Source organism: Aliiruegeria sabulilitoris (genome assembly GCF_001558155.1).
Classification (GTDB): Bacteria; Pseudomonadota; Alphaproteobacteria; order Rhodobacterales; family Rhodobacteraceae; genus Tropicimonas; species Tropicimonas sabulilitoris.
Window position 1 is genome coordinate 226,129 of record NZ_LOAS01000002.1, and the last position, 17,500, is coordinate 243,628.

17 protein-coding genes and 1 tRNA gene are annotated in these 17,500 nt (G+C 61.3%); 11 read left to right on the top strand and 7 right to left on the bottom strand.

Annotation, left to right across the window (positions count from 1 at the left end; genetic code table 11):
• The first annotated feature begins 55 nt into the window (after nucleotides 1-55).
• The 5 genes from lgt (at nucleotide 56) to AX756_RS03300 (ending at nucleotide 4,154) form a co-directional block, all read left to right on the top strand.
• A complete protein-coding gene (lgt, locus tag AX756_RS03285) occupies nucleotides 56-982 on the top strand; it encodes a prolipoprotein diacylglyceryl transferase (protein WP_068308622.1) in 927 nt (308 codons plus the stop codon).
• Nucleotides 979-2,052 carry a class I SAM-dependent methyltransferase gene (locus AX756_RS03290; protein ID WP_068308623.1) on the top strand — a complete coding sequence of 358 codons (1,074 nt, stop codon included), beginning with the start codon at nucleotides 979-981 and terminating at the stop codon, nucleotides 2,050-2,052. Before lgt ends, AX756_RS03290 begins: the two co-directional genes overlap by 4 nt.
• Nucleotides 2,049-2,804, top strand: coding sequence for a peptidoglycan editing factor PgeF (gene pgeF, locus AX756_RS03295; RefSeq protein ID WP_068308625.1), 756 nt, complete (start codon nucleotides 2,049-2,051; stop codon nucleotides 2,802-2,804). Before AX756_RS03290 ends, pgeF begins: the two co-directional genes overlap by 4 nt.
• Before the next feature lie 127 nt (nucleotides 2,805-2,931).
• The gene (locus tag AX756_RS25500; RefSeq protein ID WP_156461377.1) at nucleotides 2,932-3,078 is read left to right on the top strand and encodes a hypothetical protein; all 147 of its coding nucleotides are present in this window, start codon (nucleotides 2,932-2,934) and stop codon (nucleotides 3,076-3,078) included.
• Between the two features lie 485 nt (nucleotides 3,079-3,563).
• Nucleotides 3,564-4,154: a Hint domain-containing protein gene (locus AX756_RS03300; protein ID WP_197431050.1), complete on the top strand. Its 591-nt coding sequence runs from the start codon at nucleotides 3,564-3,566 to the stop codon at nucleotides 4,152-4,154.
• 46 nt (nucleotides 4,155-4,200) lie between these two features.
• On the opposite strand, the gene AX756_RS03305 is transcribed toward AX756_RS03300, so the two are convergent.
• The 4 genes from AX756_RS03305 to ccrA all read right to left on the bottom strand — a co-directional run bounded on the left by AX756_RS03305 (nucleotide 4,201) and on the right by ccrA (nucleotide 9,167).
• Nucleotides 4,201-5,724 carry an ATP-dependent DNA helicase gene (locus AX756_RS03305; RefSeq protein ID WP_068308629.1) on the bottom strand — a complete coding sequence of 508 codons (1,524 nt, stop codon included), beginning with the start codon at nucleotides 5,722-5,724 and terminating at the stop codon, nucleotides 4,201-4,203.
• An 80-nt stretch (nucleotides 5,725-5,804) separates the two neighbouring features.
• Entirely contained in the window at nucleotides 5,805-6,443 is a 639-nt protein-coding gene (locus AX756_RS03310; protein ID WP_068308631.1) for an acyl-homoserine-lactone synthase, read from the bottom strand.
• A gap of 116 nt (nucleotides 6,444-6,559) precedes the next feature.
• Nucleotides 6,560-7,273, bottom strand: coding sequence for a helix-turn-helix transcriptional regulator (locus AX756_RS03315; protein WP_068308633.1), 714 nt, complete (start codon nucleotides 7,271-7,273; stop codon nucleotides 6,560-6,562).
• Nucleotides 7,274-7,880: 607 nt separating this feature from the next.
• A complete protein-coding gene (gene ccrA, locus AX756_RS03320; protein WP_068308635.1) occupies nucleotides 7,881-9,167 on the bottom strand; it encodes a crotonyl-CoA carboxylase/reductase in 1,287 nt (428 codons plus the stop codon).
• 295 nt (nucleotides 9,168-9,462) lie between these two features.
• Between ccrA and AX756_RS03325 the strand changes: the two genes are divergently transcribed.
• The 4 genes from AX756_RS03325 to AX756_RS03340 all read left to right on the top strand — a co-directional run bounded on the left by AX756_RS03325 (nucleotide 9,463) and on the right by AX756_RS03340 (nucleotide 13,345).
• Nucleotides 9,463-11,430 (top strand): protein meaA, encoded by a 1,968-nt coding sequence (locus AX756_RS03325; RefSeq protein WP_068308637.1) that lies wholly within the window; start codon nucleotides 9,463-9,465, stop codon nucleotides 11,428-11,430.
• 117 nt (nucleotides 11,431-11,547) lie between these two features.
• Entirely contained in the window at nucleotides 11,548-11,868 is a 321-nt protein-coding gene (locus tag AX756_RS03330; RefSeq protein ID WP_068308639.1) for an H-NS histone family protein, read from the top strand.
• A 73-nt stretch (nucleotides 11,869-11,941) separates the two neighbouring features.
• Nucleotides 11,942-12,646, top strand: a complete 705-nt coding sequence (deoD, locus tag AX756_RS03335) for a purine-nucleoside phosphorylase (RefSeq protein ID WP_068308641.1) — start codon at nucleotides 11,942-11,944, stop codon at nucleotides 12,644-12,646.
• An 84-nt stretch (nucleotides 12,647-12,730) separates the two neighbouring features.
• Nucleotides 12,731-13,345 (top strand): thymidine kinase, encoded by a 615-nt coding sequence (locus tag AX756_RS03340; RefSeq protein ID WP_068308643.1) that lies wholly within the window; start codon nucleotides 12,731-12,733, stop codon nucleotides 13,343-13,345.
• Here AX756_RS03340 and AX756_RS03345 read toward each other — a convergent pair.
• Nucleotides 13,314-13,982 carry a GntR family transcriptional regulator gene (locus tag AX756_RS03345; RefSeq protein ID WP_068308645.1) on the bottom strand — a complete coding sequence of 223 codons (669 nt, stop codon included), beginning with the start codon at nucleotides 13,980-13,982 and terminating at the stop codon, nucleotides 13,314-13,316. The two genes, AX756_RS03340 and AX756_RS03345, sit on opposite strands and share 32 nt — an antisense overlap.
• Nucleotides 13,983-14,013: 31 nt before the next feature.
• Entirely contained in the window at nucleotides 14,014-14,715 is a 702-nt protein-coding gene (locus AX756_RS03350) for a M48 family metallopeptidase (protein ID WP_068308647.1), read from the bottom strand.
• Nucleotides 14,716-14,815: 100 nt separating this feature from the next.
• Here AX756_RS03350 and AX756_RS03355 point away from each other — a divergent pair, with 100 nt between their 5' ends.
• Both AX756_RS03355 and AX756_RS03360 read left to right on the top strand, forming a co-directional pair.
• Nucleotides 14,816-15,139, top strand: coding sequence for a TIGR02300 family protein (locus AX756_RS03355; RefSeq protein ID WP_068308649.1), 324 nt, complete (start codon nucleotides 14,816-14,818; stop codon nucleotides 15,137-15,139).
• Between the two features lie 69 nt (nucleotides 15,140-15,208).
• Nucleotides 15,209-15,284, top strand: a tRNA-Ala gene (locus tag AX756_RS03360).
• Nucleotides 15,285-15,501: 217 nt separating this feature from the next.
• On the opposite strand, the gene AX756_RS03365 is transcribed toward AX756_RS03360, so the two are convergent.
• Complete coding sequence (locus AX756_RS03365) at nucleotides 15,502-17,424, bottom strand: FAD-binding monooxygenase (RefSeq protein ID WP_068308651.1); 1,923 nt, start codon at nucleotides 17,422-17,424, stop codon at nucleotides 15,502-15,504.
• Between the last annotated feature and the right edge of the window lie 76 nt (nucleotides 17,425-17,500).

Below are 17,500 nucleotides of genomic sequence, written 5' to 3' on the forward strand. Positions count from 1 at the left end.
GGCGGTCGGCCTCAAGGTTGACTTTGCCACAGTGAGGAGATCAACAGCGTAAACCATGCAGGCAGTCATCCCGTTTCCCGAGTTGAGCCCCGAGATCTTTTCCATCTCCCTGTTCGGAATGGAATTCGCGCTGCGTTGGTATGCGCTGGCCTATATCGCCGGGCTTCTGCTCGGTTGGCGGCTGGTGGTGGCGTTGATGAAGCGCCCTGCTCTCTGGCCGCAGAACCGTGCGCCAATGCAACCGCGGCAGGTAGAAGACTTGCTGACCTGGGTGATTCTCGGCGTTGTCATCGGTGGCCGGCTCGGTTTCGTACTGTTCTACAAACCGGGCCACTACCTCTCCAACCCGGGCGAGATCCTCGCCGTCTGGCAGGGCGGCATGTCCTTTCATGGTGGGCTGATCGGGGTAGTGATCGCCACCTGGCTCTGGACCGGCAAGCACGCCATTGCCCGTATGAGCGCCGCCGACGCGCTGGCCATGGCCGCGCCGCTGGGGCTGTTCTTTGGCAGACTGGCCAATTTCATCAATGGCGAGCTTTGGGGCCGGCCAAGCGACGTCGCCTGGGCGATGAAGTTCCCGACCATGTGCGTCGATCCCGGCTGGCAGGGCTGCCCTGTGCCCGGCGAATGGTTCTATTACGGCAACGAGATCGCCCGCCATCCAAGCCAGCTCTACGAGGCCGCATTGGAGGGGCTCGTGCTCGGGGCCGTGTTGCTCTGGTTGGCCCTGCGCCGCGGCGCGCTCAAGCGGCCCGGTATCGTCGCGGGCTGTTTCTTTGCCGGCTACGGAATAGCGCGTTTCATCGTCGAGTATTTCCGGCAGGCGGATGCGCAATTCATCACCCCGGAGAACCCGATCGGCTTCGTGATCGGGCAGGGCGCCATCGGCGTGACGATGGGGCAGTTGCTGTCGCTTCCCATGATCCTGCTCGGGCTGGCGCTCATCGCCCATGCGCGGCGGCGCCCCCCGACGCCGGCATGAATACGCTCGCCGACATTCTGCGCCGCCGGATCGCGCATACGGGCCCCATGACACTGGCCGAGTACATGGCGGAATGCCTGCTGCACCCCGAGCATGGCTATTACACGAATGAAACCGTTTTTGGCGCAGAGGGGGATTTCGTGACGGCCCCCGAGATCAGCCAGATGTTCGGCGAACTGCTCGGCCTTGCGCTTGCGCAGGCATGGATGGACCAGGGCGCGCCCGCGCCGGCGGTTCTGGCCGAGGCCGGCCCGGGGCGCGGAACGCTCATGTCGGACATGCTGCGCGCGATGCGGCCGGTTCCGGGCCTGCTGGACGCACTCGACATCCGGCTGGTGGAAGCCAGTCCAAAGCTCAGGGCAAAACAGAAAGATACGCTTTCCAACCACCATGTAAGCTGGTTGGAGACGGTGCGAGACCTGCCCGAGGCGCCGCTTTTCTTCGTCGCCAACGAGTTCCTGGACGCCCTTCCCATTCGGCAATTCGTCCGGCGAGGGCAGGCTTGGAGCGAACGGCTCGTCCGGGAGGACGGCGACAGGTTCGCCGTGGCCCTGACGGAACCGGCACCGTTCGCAGAACTCGACCACCGCCTTGCGGACACGCGCGACGGCGACATCGTCGAGTATTGCCCCAGCCTGCCTTTCGTGGTCAGCGAAATCGCGGGCCGGATAGCCCGCAATGGCGGCTTGGCGCTCCTCGTCGATTATGGCGACTGGAGATCGCGCGGCGACACTTTTCAGGCTGTCCGGGATCACCAACCCGTGGACCCCTTCGCAGCGCCGGGTACGGCCGATCTGACCGCGCATGTCGATTTCGAGGCGATTGCGCGGGTTGCTTGTGCAGAGGGCACCCGCACCACACCAATGGTTTCGCAAGGTCTGTTTCTTGAGCACCTTGGAATAACACAACGCGCACAATCACTTGCGAGGGCAATGCCCAATCCGAAGGCCATGGAAGAGCATATCGCCGCGCATAGGCGCTTGACCCACCCGCAGGAAATGGGTTCGCTCTTCAAGGCAATTGCCATTCACCCGACAGGGGCACCCACGCCCGCCGGATTCGAGACATGACGCTGGAAATTCTGACTTCGGACATTCTCTCGCCCTTGCGGCACGGTTTTTTCACGCGACGCGGCGGGGCTTCTTCCGGCGTGTTCGAAGGGTTGAATTGCGGACAGGGCTCTTCCGACCAATCGGAAATCGTGTCGATCAACCGGGAGCGGGTCGCCGCCTCCATGGGTGTCAAGACAACGGACTTGATTTCCATGAACCAGGTCCATTCACCCGATGTGGAAGTCGTGGAAGGCCCGTTCGACAAGGCGCCACAAGTGGATGCGCTGGTAACCAACCGCCCGGGCCTCGCGCTGTCGGTCCTGACGGCCGACTGTCAGCCCGTGCTGTTTGCCGACCACGACGCTGGCGTCATCGGCGCTGCCCATGCCGGTTGGCGTGGGGCACTGTCCGGCGTTCTGGAAGCCACGTTGGAGCACATGGAAAGGCTTGGCGCGCATCGCGAAAACACGGTTGCCGTGATCGGCCCCACCATCAGCCAGTCCGCCTACGAGGTAGACTGGGATTTCTATGACGCGTTCGTGGCGGACGACCCTGAAAACCAACGCTTCTTTTCCGGGAATGGTGGGGAAAAGGCCCAGTTCGACCTGCCCGCCTTTGGCCTTCATCGGATGCGGCGTGCCGGAATCGGCCAGGCTCTCTGGACCCGGCACTGCACCTATAGCGATCCGCACCGTTTCTTTTCCTACCGTCGGACCGTCCACAAGAAGGAAGCCGATTATGGCCGACTGATCTCGGTCATTCGTCTCTAGGAGCAGTCCCCCGTAAGGCTTCCAGATTGTCCCCGTTCTGCCTCAGTGGCGCCCAATTGGACCTGCAGTTTAGCAACATGCAGGAAACGAAGGCGCCGCGCATGGCCATCGAAGAAGGAACGAGAGCATGAACACTGAGAGACGCTGGCTGGAATCGGTTCTTAAGGCCGTCGAGGACACCACCGTTGTCATGCCCTGGGCGCGCGGCGCTCGCCGCAAGGAAATGATCGCCCGCCGGATCGAGTTGGAAGAGCCCGACGTCCTGAGCGCCTGAACGACGCCTGCACCCGAATTCACTCCCACGCCCACCGGTCGCACGCGACGGTGGGCGTTTTGATTCGGGCCCTGCCACTTTTTTGTGCCGTATCTATCCTATGCGCGGAAACAACCCTTGCCAGCCATCCGGCATTGGATCGCAAACACCCGGCAATCGCCCAGAAATTTTGACATTTCCTCGTCAAATCCGTCATCAAAGGGACGTAGACACGTCCTTCTGCGACCTGGTGGGGGCCACGGCAGATGCGACCGACCGGAAGGATCGATTGCATGGTGACCCCACGCGCAACCGTCGGCGCGCTCGCGACGGAGAGATCTGGCCTCAAAGCCAGTATGTCCGAAAGGACCGTTCGTTCGGATAGGCAACCTCGGTGCGCATCGCCTCTCTCGCGCCATTACGAGGTTGCCTACCTAACCCTTCGCGGCGAGATCGAGCAATTCACCACGCGCGCGCCGGCAACCCCGGTGTTCGAAGATGCCTTCATGGCTTTCGCCCGTGGCACACTGATCGCAACAGAGAACGGGCAAACCGCCGTCGAGGATCTCGAACCCGGAATGCTGGTTCGTACGGACTCCGAGCAATTGCGTCCGCTTCTGTGGATTGGCTCAACCACGCTCATTCCCTCCGCATTCAGCGAGAAGCCGGGCGAGTCACCCCGTCTGACTCGGATCGCCAGCGACACGTTCGGGCTGGACAGGCCCGCCCCGGACCTCGTGCTCGGCCCGCGCGCGCGCGCGCTCTATCGCAGCACCCGGTGCCGCGAGATGCTGGGCGCCGACAAGGCCTTTGCCCCTGCCCATGCGCTCATGGACGGCATCAACGTCATCGGCCTGAATCCCTTGGCGCCGATCCAGCTTTATCACCTCTTTCTGCACGGCCAGCAGGTGATCCGGGCCAATGGAATCGAGGTCGAAAGCTACCATCCCGGCCAGCATATCGAATCCATGATGGATCCGGAGGACGGCGAGGAATTTCTCGGCCTGTTTCCGTGGATCACGCGATTCGACCGCTTCGGTCCGATGCGCATCCCACGTCTGACGGCTTTCGAGTTCGAGTCGCTACGAAACGGCTAGCTGACGCCGATACAGCGCGACGCTACGCCCGCGAGGAGCGTTGCGCTCACTCCTCTTCCCCCAGTTTCAACACCGGCGCGGGCACCAGAAGGTCGCTGGTATCGAGCGGCGATTTCGGTTTTCCGAGGCGGTAGCGTGTCACCCAGATAAGCTCCTCTTCGGCGCGTGTGATCGCCACATAGGCGAGGCGCTTCCAGAGCGGCTGGCCGGCCTCCACCCTCCCGGCCCGAGCCGCGCCATAAAGATCGGGCGCGAAAACCTGCACCACGGGCCATTGCGAGCCTTGTGCCTTGTGGATCGTGACCGCGGCACCGTGCAGGAACGTCGCCCCCATCCGGGCGGCAAAGGGGATGAAGGGTTCTTCCTCGTCCGGCTTCTCTATCTTCACGATCGAGGCCGCGGAAAGGCGCGGATCTTCCGCCCCAATCACGTGAAGCTGAGAGAATCCAGGCTTTCGCCCCGGCCCCAGATAGACGACCTGCGCCCCCCTGATGAGGCCGCGCGCCTCGAGGTCGAGCCGCTTCTTGCGGTGCTTGACCGGCAATTCGATACCGTCACACACGAGCGGCTCGCCGGGAAGCAGGCTGTCCTCGGGCGCGCCATAGGCGCTCCGGAAGGCCTGGATCAGGCGAATCCGCGTGGCGTTGCGCCAAACCAACACCGGGGAGCGCGCCATAAGCTCGGACTCGACGCGCTGGCCGATCTTGACCCGCTCATCCTGACGCGCGGCGTCCTCCACCATGGCTTCGAAGGTTTCGAAGCTCAGTTCCGGGTCGGCAAGCGCATGTGCAAGGTCGAGAATCGGGTTATCGCCGGACTGCCGGTGGACACGATGCAGGATCGCCTTGTGCTTTTCCGGCAGGGTTTCAAAGACCATCTCCCCGGAATTATTGACCGGGGCGAGCTGGGCCGGGTCTCCGAACAGGATCAGCGTGGGGAAGATCTCCCGCAGATCATCGAACTGACGGCTGTCCAGCATCGAGCTCTCGTCAACGAAGCCGATATCGAGCGGATCTTCGCGGCGTTTCCAGCCGGTGATGAAATCCGATCCGCGCAGCCCGGCGGAGGCAAGCGCGCCGGGAATGGATTTGTGGCTTTGGTAAAACGCGAAAGCGCGATCGAGCGCGACATCTGTCAGCCCTTCGATTTCGGGCCGCTCGCCCTGCCCGGCCAACCATTCGGCGACTCGTTCATATTCGGGATCATAAACCGGCGTGTAGAGGATCCGGTGGATTGTCGTCGCCGGCACGCCGCGGTTGCGAAGAACGCTTGCAGCCTTGTTGGTGGGGGCAAGAATGGCCAACGTCCGCCGGTCGCGACGCCGACGCCCCTCCCAATCGCCGGAGACGATATCGACTCCGATTTCCTCGAGTTCCTTTGCAAGACGCGCCAAAAGCAATGTCTTGCCCGAGCCCGCCTTGCCGATAACAGCAAGCGTCCCTGTGACCGTGTCGGACCGGGGCAGCAACGCCTCACTAACGAGGTCGACGCCAGCGGAGGCGAGAACCTCGGCCGCGCGATCCCAGGCTTCCGCCTGGTCTTCGGAGAATGTCAGGTCCGTTGTTGGCATTCCCGGACCCTACTGCCTGCAGAATCCGGGCGCCAGATACCCGCGCCGCTTTCGCCGCGGTCTACGGTGTTTTCCTGCAATCAGGCCGTCGCAGCGATGGGATGCCGCGGCGCCCGGTTGAACGACAGGTCGAACCAGGAACGGGAGGTTTCGCGATCTATCCCGAGGCGCTTGAGCGTGGGCGCCCAGGCCTCCGGCTTCATTTCCCAAAGACCAGCACCGATGCGGTCCTTTCCTTCACCGGTCATGCCGATGATATCGGGGTCCACATGATACAGACGATAGATCCGTTCCATCCGCGGATCGAAGACACCACAGAAATGCGAGAGCATGAAATTGTCCATCAGCTCTCCGCCCCCCAGAACCAGGGCAGCCGCGGCGCGGCGGTCTGCCTGCGGGGAGATGCAGAATCGCGTGCACTCCCAGATGAAGGGGGATTCGATTTTCACACCGTCAAGAAGATGCGAAAAATGCTCGTTGATCATCGTCCGTCCGGATGTCGGCAGGAAGCGCATCGAGCCGCCATGGCTCCCGTCTTCCAGTTCCCAGATTACGTAGAGCGGGTTCAATACATCATATTGATCGCGCTCTTCACCCCGTGAATTCACGGAGACTTCCCAGCCGAGGCGGTGGGAGAATTGCTCGGCCCTATCCTGGAACATTGTGTCCCGGAGTTTGGCAAAGCGATCGAGGTCAGTTCCATACACATAACGCAGCATGACGAGAGGCTCCTTTCCGTCAGGTGAGAAAAGGATTGTCCAATCTTAGTTAACAGAAGCCTACTTTTGATTGTAATTGACGTGCCGAAATCGGCGAAAAAAACCTAAAAAAAGCCCTAGACGACGATCAATCCGCGACTCAATGCACGCGCGACCGCGTGGGTTGTATTCAAAGCGCCGAGTTTGTGCCGCGCTGCTTCGATGTAGACTCGCAAGGTGTGCTCCGATATCTCCATCTCCTTTGCCGCCTGGGCGCGGCTCATCCCTTTGGCAAGGTAGGTCATGGCAGCAAGCTCGCGGGGCGAAAGCGTGGGAGTCGGCGCCGAGTCGCCTTCCTGTTCGAATTCCAGCGCCCGCTTGTTGAACTCATGCGCGATAATCATGAGATCCCGCATGTTCCCGTCCACGAAGGTAGCCCAGCTATAGTCGTCGCAATTATGCGATGCGGTGAAGAGTGCAAACTGGCCGGCCGGACCACGAATCGGTATCGAGAGCCCCTGGTTGCCGACGCCATATTCGACAGCCTCGCGGAAGAAGGCGCGTGCCGCGCGACTGGACCAATCCAACTCCTTCCAATCGACCGGATTGAACCTTTGCAAGCAACCGAGAATGACCGGGTCCATGCGAAGATAGTCTTTTTCGACATAGCGATCGACCCAATCCTGGTTGTAGGTCCCCGCTCCGAAACGTTCACCGACGGAATTCACCCAGTGGTAGACGATATGCGCGATCCCGAGAATGTCCCGCAACTGTTCGGTCGCGGTTTGCAGATCCCCAACATCGTCGGCCTTCTGGACGAACTCACAGAGCGCTTCGAGCTTCTCCTTCATGACTTGCCGGCTTCGGCTGTCTCCTTTCGGTTCCGTTCGGAACCGAAGCAACGGCCCGAGTGGCGATCTCAGCACTAGCAACATGCCTGGCATCATCCAGCTGCTCCGAGAGGGCGTGCAGGTCATGTTCACGTGCATATGCACCCAGATCGGTCAGAACGTCCAGTATCCACTCGTGATTCATGTCAGAGTCTCTTTCAACCGCAGGAGTAAAACCTTGTCACAACCTTAACACGAGAGCCCATCAGACAGAATTCGCGCCTTTGTCCTCCCCAAAAATAGCGAGAGTGCAAAAAATAAACTTATGTTTATTTTGGATTCGCCCTCCCAGTCCGGGGGAGATCCCACCGATTCTCAAGGCTAATGCCCAGGATGGAAAGCTGCCACCACATCCGGGCTATTCACGTTAACCGGTCGAGTGGAAATTTGAATCTAATAACATTTGAGGATAATTCTTTCCCTGCAGCAGCTTGTTGCCTGGAGCGGGAATTATTGTCACGCGAGGACAATACGGACTGGCAGGGAGCCGCAGAAAAGCGAACCAAAACGAAAATCGCCGCCTGAAGCCAGGCGGCGATCTGTTTGCAGTTCAAGCCCCTGGCCGCGATCAGGCGCCGCGCGCCTCCAGAGCATCTTCGAGCGTTCTCAGGCCGGTCGTCGGAGCCTGAACCAGCACTGACATGTTGCCCGGCTTATGCTCATTGCGCAGCATCTTCATGTGCGCGGCCGGAATCTCGTCCCAGGAGAAGACCTCGGACATGCAGGGGTCGAGGCGCCGCTCCACCATCAGACGGTTCGCCGCGGCTGCCTGTTTCAGGTGGGCGAAGTGGGAACCCTGCAGACGTTTCTGGTGCATCCAGATGTAACGCACGTCGAAGGTGCAGTTGAAACCGGTGGTGCCGGCGCAGATCACGACCATGCCGCCCTTCTTGCAGACGAAGGAGGAGACCGGGAAGGTCGATTCGCCGGGGTGTTCGAACACCATGTCCACGTTGTTGCCCTTGCCGGTAATGTCCCAGATCGCCTTGCCGAACTTGCGGGCTTCCTTGAACCAGGTCGCGTATTCCGGCGTGTTGACCGTCGGCAACTGGCCCCAGCAATTGAAATCCTTGCGGTTCAGCACGCCCTTTGCGCCAAGGTTCATCACGAAGTCGCGCTTGTCTTCGTCGGAGATGACGCCGATCGCGTTGCCGCCGGCCGCATTGATCAGCTGGATCGCATAGGAACCGAGCCCGCCCGAAGCGCCCCAAACCAGCACGTTCTGGCCGGGCTTCAACTCATGCGGATGGTGACCAAAAAGCATCCGGTAGGCCGTGGCCAGCGTCAGCGTATAGCAGGCGCTCTCTTCCCAGGTCAGATGCTGCGGGCGCGGCAGAAGCTGCTGCGCCTGCACATTGGTAAACTGTGCAAAGGAACCATCCGGCGTCTCGTAGCCCCAGATCCGCTGGCTGGGCGAATACATCGGGTCGCCGCCGTTGCACTCTTCGTCGTCGCCATCATCCTGGTTACAGTGGATCACGACCTCGTCGCCGACCTTCCAGTTGCGCACCTTGTCGCCAACAGCCCAGATGATGCCCGAGGCATCGGAGCCTGCGATGTGATAGTCGGCTCCATGCCCATCGAAGGGAGAAATCGGAACACCGAGGCCAGCCCAGACGCCGTTATAGTTGACGCCCGCGGCCATAACGAGAACCAGCACTTCGTGGCTGTCGAGCTTCGGCGTGTCGACCACTTCCACCTGGAACGACTTGTCCGGCTCGCCGTGGCGCTCGCGGCGGATCGCCCAAGCGTACATCTTGGGCGGTACAAAGCCCATCGGGGGGATTTCGCCGATCTCGTAGAGGTCCTTTTCCGGAGCCTCGTAACTTGCGTGGTTCATGTCATCCAGAGCCATGTAAGCCTCCCTGTCATCACTTGCCGCATTGCAGAATCAACGCGGATTTCGAGATGTGATACGGTGGGCTACGCAACATTGCAATGATGCTTTGCGTATTTTTGAAACTTTATGTCTCTCTGAAACGTAGCGTTCCACTGAAACCTGCGAAAACCCGCAGTTTCCTTGCACGCTGCATCCGCAAAACACCTGATCGGTATCCCGCCGCAACGCAGCGAATTGACAGAGGCATAATATTTCGCATAACTCACCCAGAACGAAATCATATTGCCCATCCTGACTCGGGAGGACTCCGATGAGCGACGCGAAGAAAGACCGCCCCTGGCTGTTCCGCACCTATGCCGGCCACTCGACCGCGAAAAAGTCGAACGAGCTCTACCGGAACAACCTCGCCAAGGGACAGACCGGCCTCTCGGTCGCTTTCGATCTGCCAACCCAAACCGGCTATGACAGCGACCATCAACTGGCGCGCGGCGAGGTTGGCAAGGTGGGTGTGCCGGTGGCGCATCTGGGCGACATGCGCGCGCTCTTCGACCAGATCCCGCTGGAACAGATGAATACCTCGATGACGATCAACGCCACGGCGCCGTGGTTGCTGTCGCTCTATATAGCGGTGGCCGAGGAGCAGGGCGCCGATATTTCCCGGCTTCAAGGCACGGTACAGAACGACATCATCAAGGAATACCTGTCGCGTGGCACTTATATCTGCCCGCCGAAGCCGTCGTTGAAACTCATCACCGACGTGGCCGAGTATTGCTATTCGGCGGTTCCGAAGTGGAACCCGATGAATGTCTGCTCCTACCACCTGCAGGAGGCGGGCGCGACGCCCGAGCAGGAGCTTGCCTTTGCGCTGGCCACCGCGCAGGCGGTGCTGGACGGGCTGAAAGACAAGGTGCCGGCGGAGGATTTCCCCAAGCTGGTCGGGCGCATCTCGTTTTTCGTGAACGCCGGCATCCGGTTTGTCACCGAGATGTGCAAGATGCGCGCCTTCGTGGACCTGTGGGACGAGATCTGCCGCGAGCGTTACGGCGTCGAGGATCCGAAATATCGCCGCTTCCGTTACGGCGTGCAGGTCAATTCGCTCGGCCTGACCGAGCAGCAGCCGGAAAACAACGTCTACCGTATCCTGATCGAAATGCTCGCGGTCACGCTGTCGAAAAAGGCCCGTGCCCGCGCCGTGCAGCTTCCCGCCTGGAACGAGGCGCTCGGCCTGCCGCGCCCTTGGGATCAGCAATGGTCGCTGCGGATGCAGCAGATCATGGCCTATGAGACCGACCTTCTGGAATATGAGGATCTCTTCGACAATAACCCGGCGGTCGATGCCAAGGTAGAGGCGCTCAAGTCTGGCGCCCGCCACGAATTGGCCAACCTGGAATCCATGGGCGGTGCCATCGAAGCCATCGAGTATATGAAATCGCAGCTGGTGAACTCCAATGCCGACCGGCTCAACGATATCGAGGCCGGCCAGACGACCGTTGTCGGCGTCAATCGCTGGACCGAGGGCGAGCCCTCACCACTGATGGATGAGGAAGGCGGCATCATGGTGGTCGATCCCGCCATGGAGCAGGATCAGATCGACCGGCTGAACGCCTGGCGTTCCGAGCGCGACTCGGCGGCAGTCTCATCCGCGCTCGACGCGCTGCGCGATGCTGCCCGCAATGGCGACAATATCATGCCGCCCTCCGTTGCCGCCGCCAAGGCTGGCGCGACGACGGGCGAATGGGCCGGCGTGATGCGCGAAGTCTTCGGCCAGTTCCGCGGCCCGACCGGCGTCTCACGCGCCGTTTCCAACAAGACCGAAGGGCTGGACGAGATTCGCTCCGCCGTGGACGCCGTGTCCGACCGTCTCGGCCGGCGGCTGAAATTCCTGATGGGTAAACCGGGGCTGGACGGCCATTCCAATGGTGCCGAGCAAATTGCCTTCCGTGCCCGCGATTGCGGAATGGATATCGACTACGAAGGCATTCGCCTTACGCCGGATGAAATTGTCGAAGCCTCGCTCAAAGGGGCGCCGCATGTGGTCGGTCTTTCCATTCTCTCGGGCAGCCATATTCCCTTGGTGTCCGACCTGATGGAGAAAATGCGGGCGGCCGGCTTGGGAAATATCCCTGTCGTGGTGGGCGGAATTATCCCCGATGACGATTCAGAAAGACTGCTCGCAATGGGCGTGCGCAAGGTCTACACGCCCAAGGATTTCGAACTCAATCGGATCATGATGGATATCGTGACCTTGGCGGATCCAACGGAAATGGCGGCCGAGTAGTACTTTTAGACAGGTCGTCGCGACCAATTCAAAAACAATTCGTGCATATTGCACGATTCCATTTGATTTTCCCGATGGCTGTGCTCAAGAAACGAGTCCAACCATCGGGAGAAAAGAATGGAAATCGATCTCAACGCCCTGTCCCGTTCCGAATTGGAAACGTTGATCACGGGCGCCCAAAAGGCACTTTCCACCTTGGCCGAACGCGAAAGGCAGGCAGCGTTGGACGCGGTGGAACAGGCCGCGCGGGAGCACGGCTTCAGCCTCAAGGAATTGACCGGTCTTGCGCCGACAAAGGCAAAGTCACGTGGCAAGATCCCCCCGAAATACCGCAATCCCGAAGATCCCTCGGCAACATGGAGTGGCCGTGGCCGCAAGCCGCAATGGATCAAGGATGCTGAGGCAGCCGGCACCGACATAGCGGAATTCAAAATCTGAGGGGCGCGGACGCGCAGATCTCGGGCTATTGTGGACGGACCGCGAGTGCGGTCCGTTTTCATTGGAGGAACACATGACAGTTCATATCGGTGCCGAACCCGGCGATATCGCCGAAACCGTCCTGATGCCCGGAGACCCGTATCGGGCGAAATGGGCTGCGGATACATTCCTGGAAAAGGCGGTCTGCGTTAACGAAGTTCGGGGCATGCTTGGCTTTACCGGCACCTGGAAGGGTAACCGCGTTACCATCCATGGCTCCGGAATGGGAATGCCGTCGCTTTCGATTTATGCCAACGAACTCATTCGCGATTACGGTGCACAAACGCTTATTCGCATCGGCTCTGCCGGCGGAATGCAGGACAACGTGAAGGTGCGCGATGTGGTCCTCGCCATGACCGCCTCGACCGTTTCGACGCCCTCTCGCGGCATTTTTCGTGAAATGAACTATGCGCCCTGCGCGAATTACGAACTGCTTTCGGCGGCGGCGAAAGCGGCCGCAACGCGGGATGTCGATACCCATGTCGGCGGCATCTATTCGTCTGATGTCTTTTACGATGAACGGCCAGACCTGGTGGAACAATTGACCCGCCACGGCACGCTGGCCGTCGAAATGGAAGCCGCCGAGCTTTACACGGTCGCCGCCCGCTACGGCCGCCGGGCGCTGGCGATCCTGACCATTTCGGATCACCTGAAAACCGGCGAGGCGCTGCCGAGCGACCAGCGCGAAAAGAGCTTCGGCGACATGGTCGAGATCGCTCTCGAAGCCGCCTTCGCCTGAGTGCAACCCCGGGCAGGGGCGGATCGCCGCCCCGCCCGCCTCTCCACTTGCCCTGCCCTGCCCGCTCACGCTAATCGCGGGGACATGGCCAAGCTCTATTTCCACTACTCCACCATGAATGCCGGCAAGTCGACGATCCTGCTGCAGGCGTCGCATAACTACCGTGAACGCGGCATGCAGACCTATCTGCTGACGGCCGGCGTCGATACCCGCGCAGGCATCGGCAAGATCGGGTCCCGAATCGGCATTTCCGCGGAAGCGGACGTGTTTTCCGAACAGGACGACCTCTATGAGAAAATCCGCCAGCGCCGACAGGCAGGCCCCTGTGCCTGTGTCTTTGTCGACGAGGCACAGTTCCTGAGCGAGGCGCAGGTCTGGCAATTGGCGCGCGCCGTGGACGACATCAAGATACCGGTCATGTGCTACGGCCTGCGGGTGGATTTCATGGGCCAACTGTTCCCCGGATCGGCTACCTTGCTCGCCCTCGCCGACGAGATGCGCGAAATCCGAACGATCTGCCATTGCGGACGCAAAGCGACGATGGTCGCGCGCATGGGGCCGGACGGGCGTGCGCTGGTCGAAGGTGAACAGGTGCAAATTGGCGGCAACGAGACTTATGTCTCCCTATGCCGCAGGCATTGGCGCGAAGCGGTGGGAGACGTGGGGCCTATTGCGCCAGAAGCCGAAGCCCCTGCGTGACATCGCTGCGCACGGCGAGCCGCAGCGATGGTTCATCCCCGGCCTTTAGCGCGGCGATGATCAGCTTGTGGTGATAAGGCGCGTCCTGCCGCTGTAACCGGTCATAGAGCAACCCCATTGTCGGCCCGAGCTGCAACCAGACCGTCTCGGCCATGGCCAGCATCGCCGGAGCCTGCGCGCGCAGGTAGAGGGTGCGATGAAACTCCAGGTTTGTCTTGATATAGACCGATGCGTCGGGCCGGGCGTTTACCGTAGCGATATTGGCGTTGATGCTTTGCAGTCGTTCGATCAGCGCCATGTGCGCCCTTGGGAGCGCGCGTGAGGCCAACTCGGGCTCCAGCAACGCCCGCAATGCCGCCAACTCCTCGATGCGCTCACCGGTCAGCTCCGGCGTCGAGACACGCCCGGACGCAGAGAGCATCAACGCCCCCTCCGCCACCAGCCGCCGCAGTGCTTCACGCACCGGGGTCATCGAAACGCCGAATTCCTTGGCGATACCGCGTAGCGTCAGCGCCTGCCCGGGCAGCAGATCGCCATGCATGATCCGTGTCCGCATCGTGCGATAGATCCGGTCATGCGCGGCCGCTGTCGGTCCGCCATGCGCTGAACTCTCGGATGGGCGCGAATTGAGAAACATACCGGATACTGCCCACGCATCCCGGGCCGGGTCAATCCGCCTGCTCGGTGAAACGATAGCGATGCAACGTCTCGCCATGCCTGCGCAGCCATTGGCGTTGCGCCTCATAACCCGGATAGAGCCGCCCAACCTTCGCCCAGAAGCGCGGTCCGTGGTTCATCTCGACCAGGTGCGCGACCTCATGCGCGGCCACATAGCGCAGCACCTCGGGCGGCGCCAGGATCAGACGCCAGGAATACATCAGCGCGCCAGCCGACGAGCACGACCCCCAACGCGAACGCGTGTCCCGCAGGGTAATCCGGCTGTAGTCGCGCCCCACCCCTTCGGCAAAGTGATCAGAGGCCGCGGCCAACCGCTCCCGTGCAAGCGCTCGCAGCAGGCCCGACACGGCCGCGGGTGCGAACTTACTCCGCTGCGAGACCACGATTCGCGCGCCCTCCATGTCGAGATGGTTTCGAAGCCCGGCCTCGATCCGCATCTGCCGGCCATCGACGGGAAGAGACGCGCCGACATCCGCCAGAACCTCGGAAGGTCGATCCGCCAACCGTGTCTGGATCCATGCGGCCTTTTCCTGCGCGAATTCCAGCGCCCGGGCCTGGGAGGCGTTTTTCGGCATCGTGAGGGTCACCCGCCCGTCGAGCCGCGACACCCGCAGCGAGTAGCGCCGCGCCCGTGTGGAGCGTCGCAGGACAAGTCGGACAGGCGGGTCGCCCTCCAGCACATGTTCACTCATCGCGTCCCTTTCCCGGCCGAGTCGCTTTAGGTTTGACAGGCTCGCATTCCTGTGGCATCGGGCAGCGTTCATAATCCGCCCTCAGTTGAAGGACCATCCGATGCCCAAGGAAGAATGGGGAGTCAAGCGAGTCTGCCCGACCACCGGAAAACGGTTCTACGATCTCGGTCGGGATCCGATCGTGAGCCCGTATACCGGCGAGATCGTGCAGCTCGAAACCGGTAACAAGTCCCGCGTCCTGATCAAGGACGAGAAGGACAAGCAATCCGCACCCGAAGAAGAAGCTCTGATCGATGATGATGACGATCTGGAAACAGATGCCGATGTCGATCTCGGTGACGACGTCCTCGACGACGATGCGGACGATGACAACGTCTCGCTCGACGAAATTGCCGATGTCGGCTCGGACGAAGACGACTCGTAAATTTCTTTTTCCCGGGAGTTCATTTTCTGCTTGAACTCCCCACAGCCGGTGAATAGACACCGCGCTACCGGGGCCATAGCTCAGTTGGGAGAGCGCTTGCATGGCATGCAAGAGGTCAGGGGTTCGACTCCCCTTGGCTCCACCATTCCTCAAATAAAACGCATGATGCAGCTTTTGCGGCTGTGTTGCACGGCCGTTTTCGGTGCGCGAATGACGCCTGTCGAACAGCACCGAAATCGCTCGCAGACGGCCGTCTGAGATCGCGCCCAAGCCATCTCTGAACGTGCAAGGCGGCGGCCACTGCCACGCACCGATCCGGTGGTCGGCCGGCCCGAAAGCTGGCCGTCAAGTGGCATCCTCGACTAGCTGTGCCCTGCCGGCACAAGAAAGCCGGCGAAGAACTCTGACAGATCCGAGTAGGCGTCCAGGGGCAGGACGTTTGCGATATACTGGTCCGGGCGCACCACGATCATGCAGCCATGCTCGCGGTCGATGCCGCGCATGTCGTAGATGTCGCCAAGCCCCTTGTGATCGACGCAGAAAACCTTCTCGTGATCCTGCAAGCCCATGCGGCCCTTGGTGGGCCTCAGGAGCGACGGCATATCCGCATGGTCCAGTTCGTCGAAGTGCTGCTGGAACACGGCCCGCAGGTCGATCACCGCGTCAATATCCTCGTCCTCACGCGTATATTTCACGACCGGCGAGGCGGGATCGGTCTCCAACCAGTTGGCCAGCCGGTGAATCGCCGCTCCCGGAGCAGACCCGTCCTTTGCCTCGGCAAATGCGTAGATCCGCCAGCGGCCATCTGCCTCGGCAATATGGCCGAGCTGCATCTGCATCGCGTCCGCCACCCGCACCACCGGAGCCGAGTGGAACCGCCGCCCGATTTCCTCGCCCGTGGCCAGCGCCTGGTGCGTTGACGCGGCGGTGAGCGCGGAGGGGTCGTATTTCACGGCGAGCCCGCCGGTGAATTCAAGGTTCTCGATGAATTGCTTCTGGAACCGCGGCATGTCCCCGCCATCGAGTTCGGATTTTCCGGGAGGCGCCGACATGATGCGCGACCATTGGTGGTCCGTGTCGATCAGCCGCTTGGCTTCGGTCCAGCGTTCCGCCGAATAGCTGCGCAGCAGGCTGGCATCCGCCCGCCCTTGCAGCACATGCACCAGCTTCCAACCCAGGTTGAACGTGTCCTGCATCGATACATTCATCCCCTGCCCCGCTTTCGGGCTGTGGGTGTGGCAGGCGTCGCCTGCGGTGAAGACGCGCGGGTTGCGATCCTCGCCCGCCGGAACATCGTCGAAACGGTCGGTCAGCCGATGCCCGATCTCGTAGATCGACCACCAGACGACCTGTTTCACATCGATCCTGTAGGGGTTCATGATCCGGTTGGCGGCGGAAATCATTTCGGCTTCGGTGAAGTTCCGGCTTGAGGCGCGCTCGTCCGGGTTGAGCTTGTCGAGCTCCACATACATCCGGAACAGGTAGCCACCCTCGCGCGGCAGGATCAGGATGTTGCCCTCGTTGGACGAGGTGATCAGGCATTTCTGGCGCACATCCGGGAAGTCGGTATTGGCGAGGATGTCCATCACGCCCCAGGCCTGATGCGCCGCGTCGCCGTGCAACTGCCCGCCAATGGCCTTGCGGACGTTGGAGCGCGCGCCGTCGCAACCGACGACGTAATTCGCCCGCACCTCTTTCGTCTCCCCCGCGTTGATGCCGGTATTCTCCAGCGTCACCGTCACCGGATAGTCCTCGGCCGAACCGTCGATGTCCACGTCACGCACCGACCAGGAGTAATCCGGCTCGAGCCGCGAGGGTGAATTCCGCATCACGTCGAGGAACAGCTCATGCACACGCGCCTGGTTGATGAGGGTATGGGGCATCTCGGAGGAATCCTCGGGCACATCCTGCACCCGGCCGATCCGCCGGATCCGTTCCGGGTTGTTCGGATCGGGCGACCAGAACGCGGTCTGGTTCACCCAGTACCCCTCGCGCTTCACCGTTTCGGCGAAACCGAAGGCCTGGAACATTTCCATCGTCCGGGTGTTGATGCCATCGGCCTGCCCCTTTTCGATCGGGCCCGGCTTGGGCTCCACGATCATGGTTTCAATCTCGGGGAATTGCGAGAGCTGCGCCGCAAGGCACAGCCCGGCCGGGCCGCAACCGGCGATCAGCACATCCACCTTTTCGGGCAACAGCGCATGTTGCCCACGATCACGCCGGCAGGGCGCCGCGTCCCTGATATCGGGATCGCCACCGCGAAAACCGTCCACGTAAAATTGCATTGCCGCTTCCTCCTCACGTCCCACGTTCCAGATATAGTATCTATACTTACCATTATCGAACAAGAAAAATATGTAT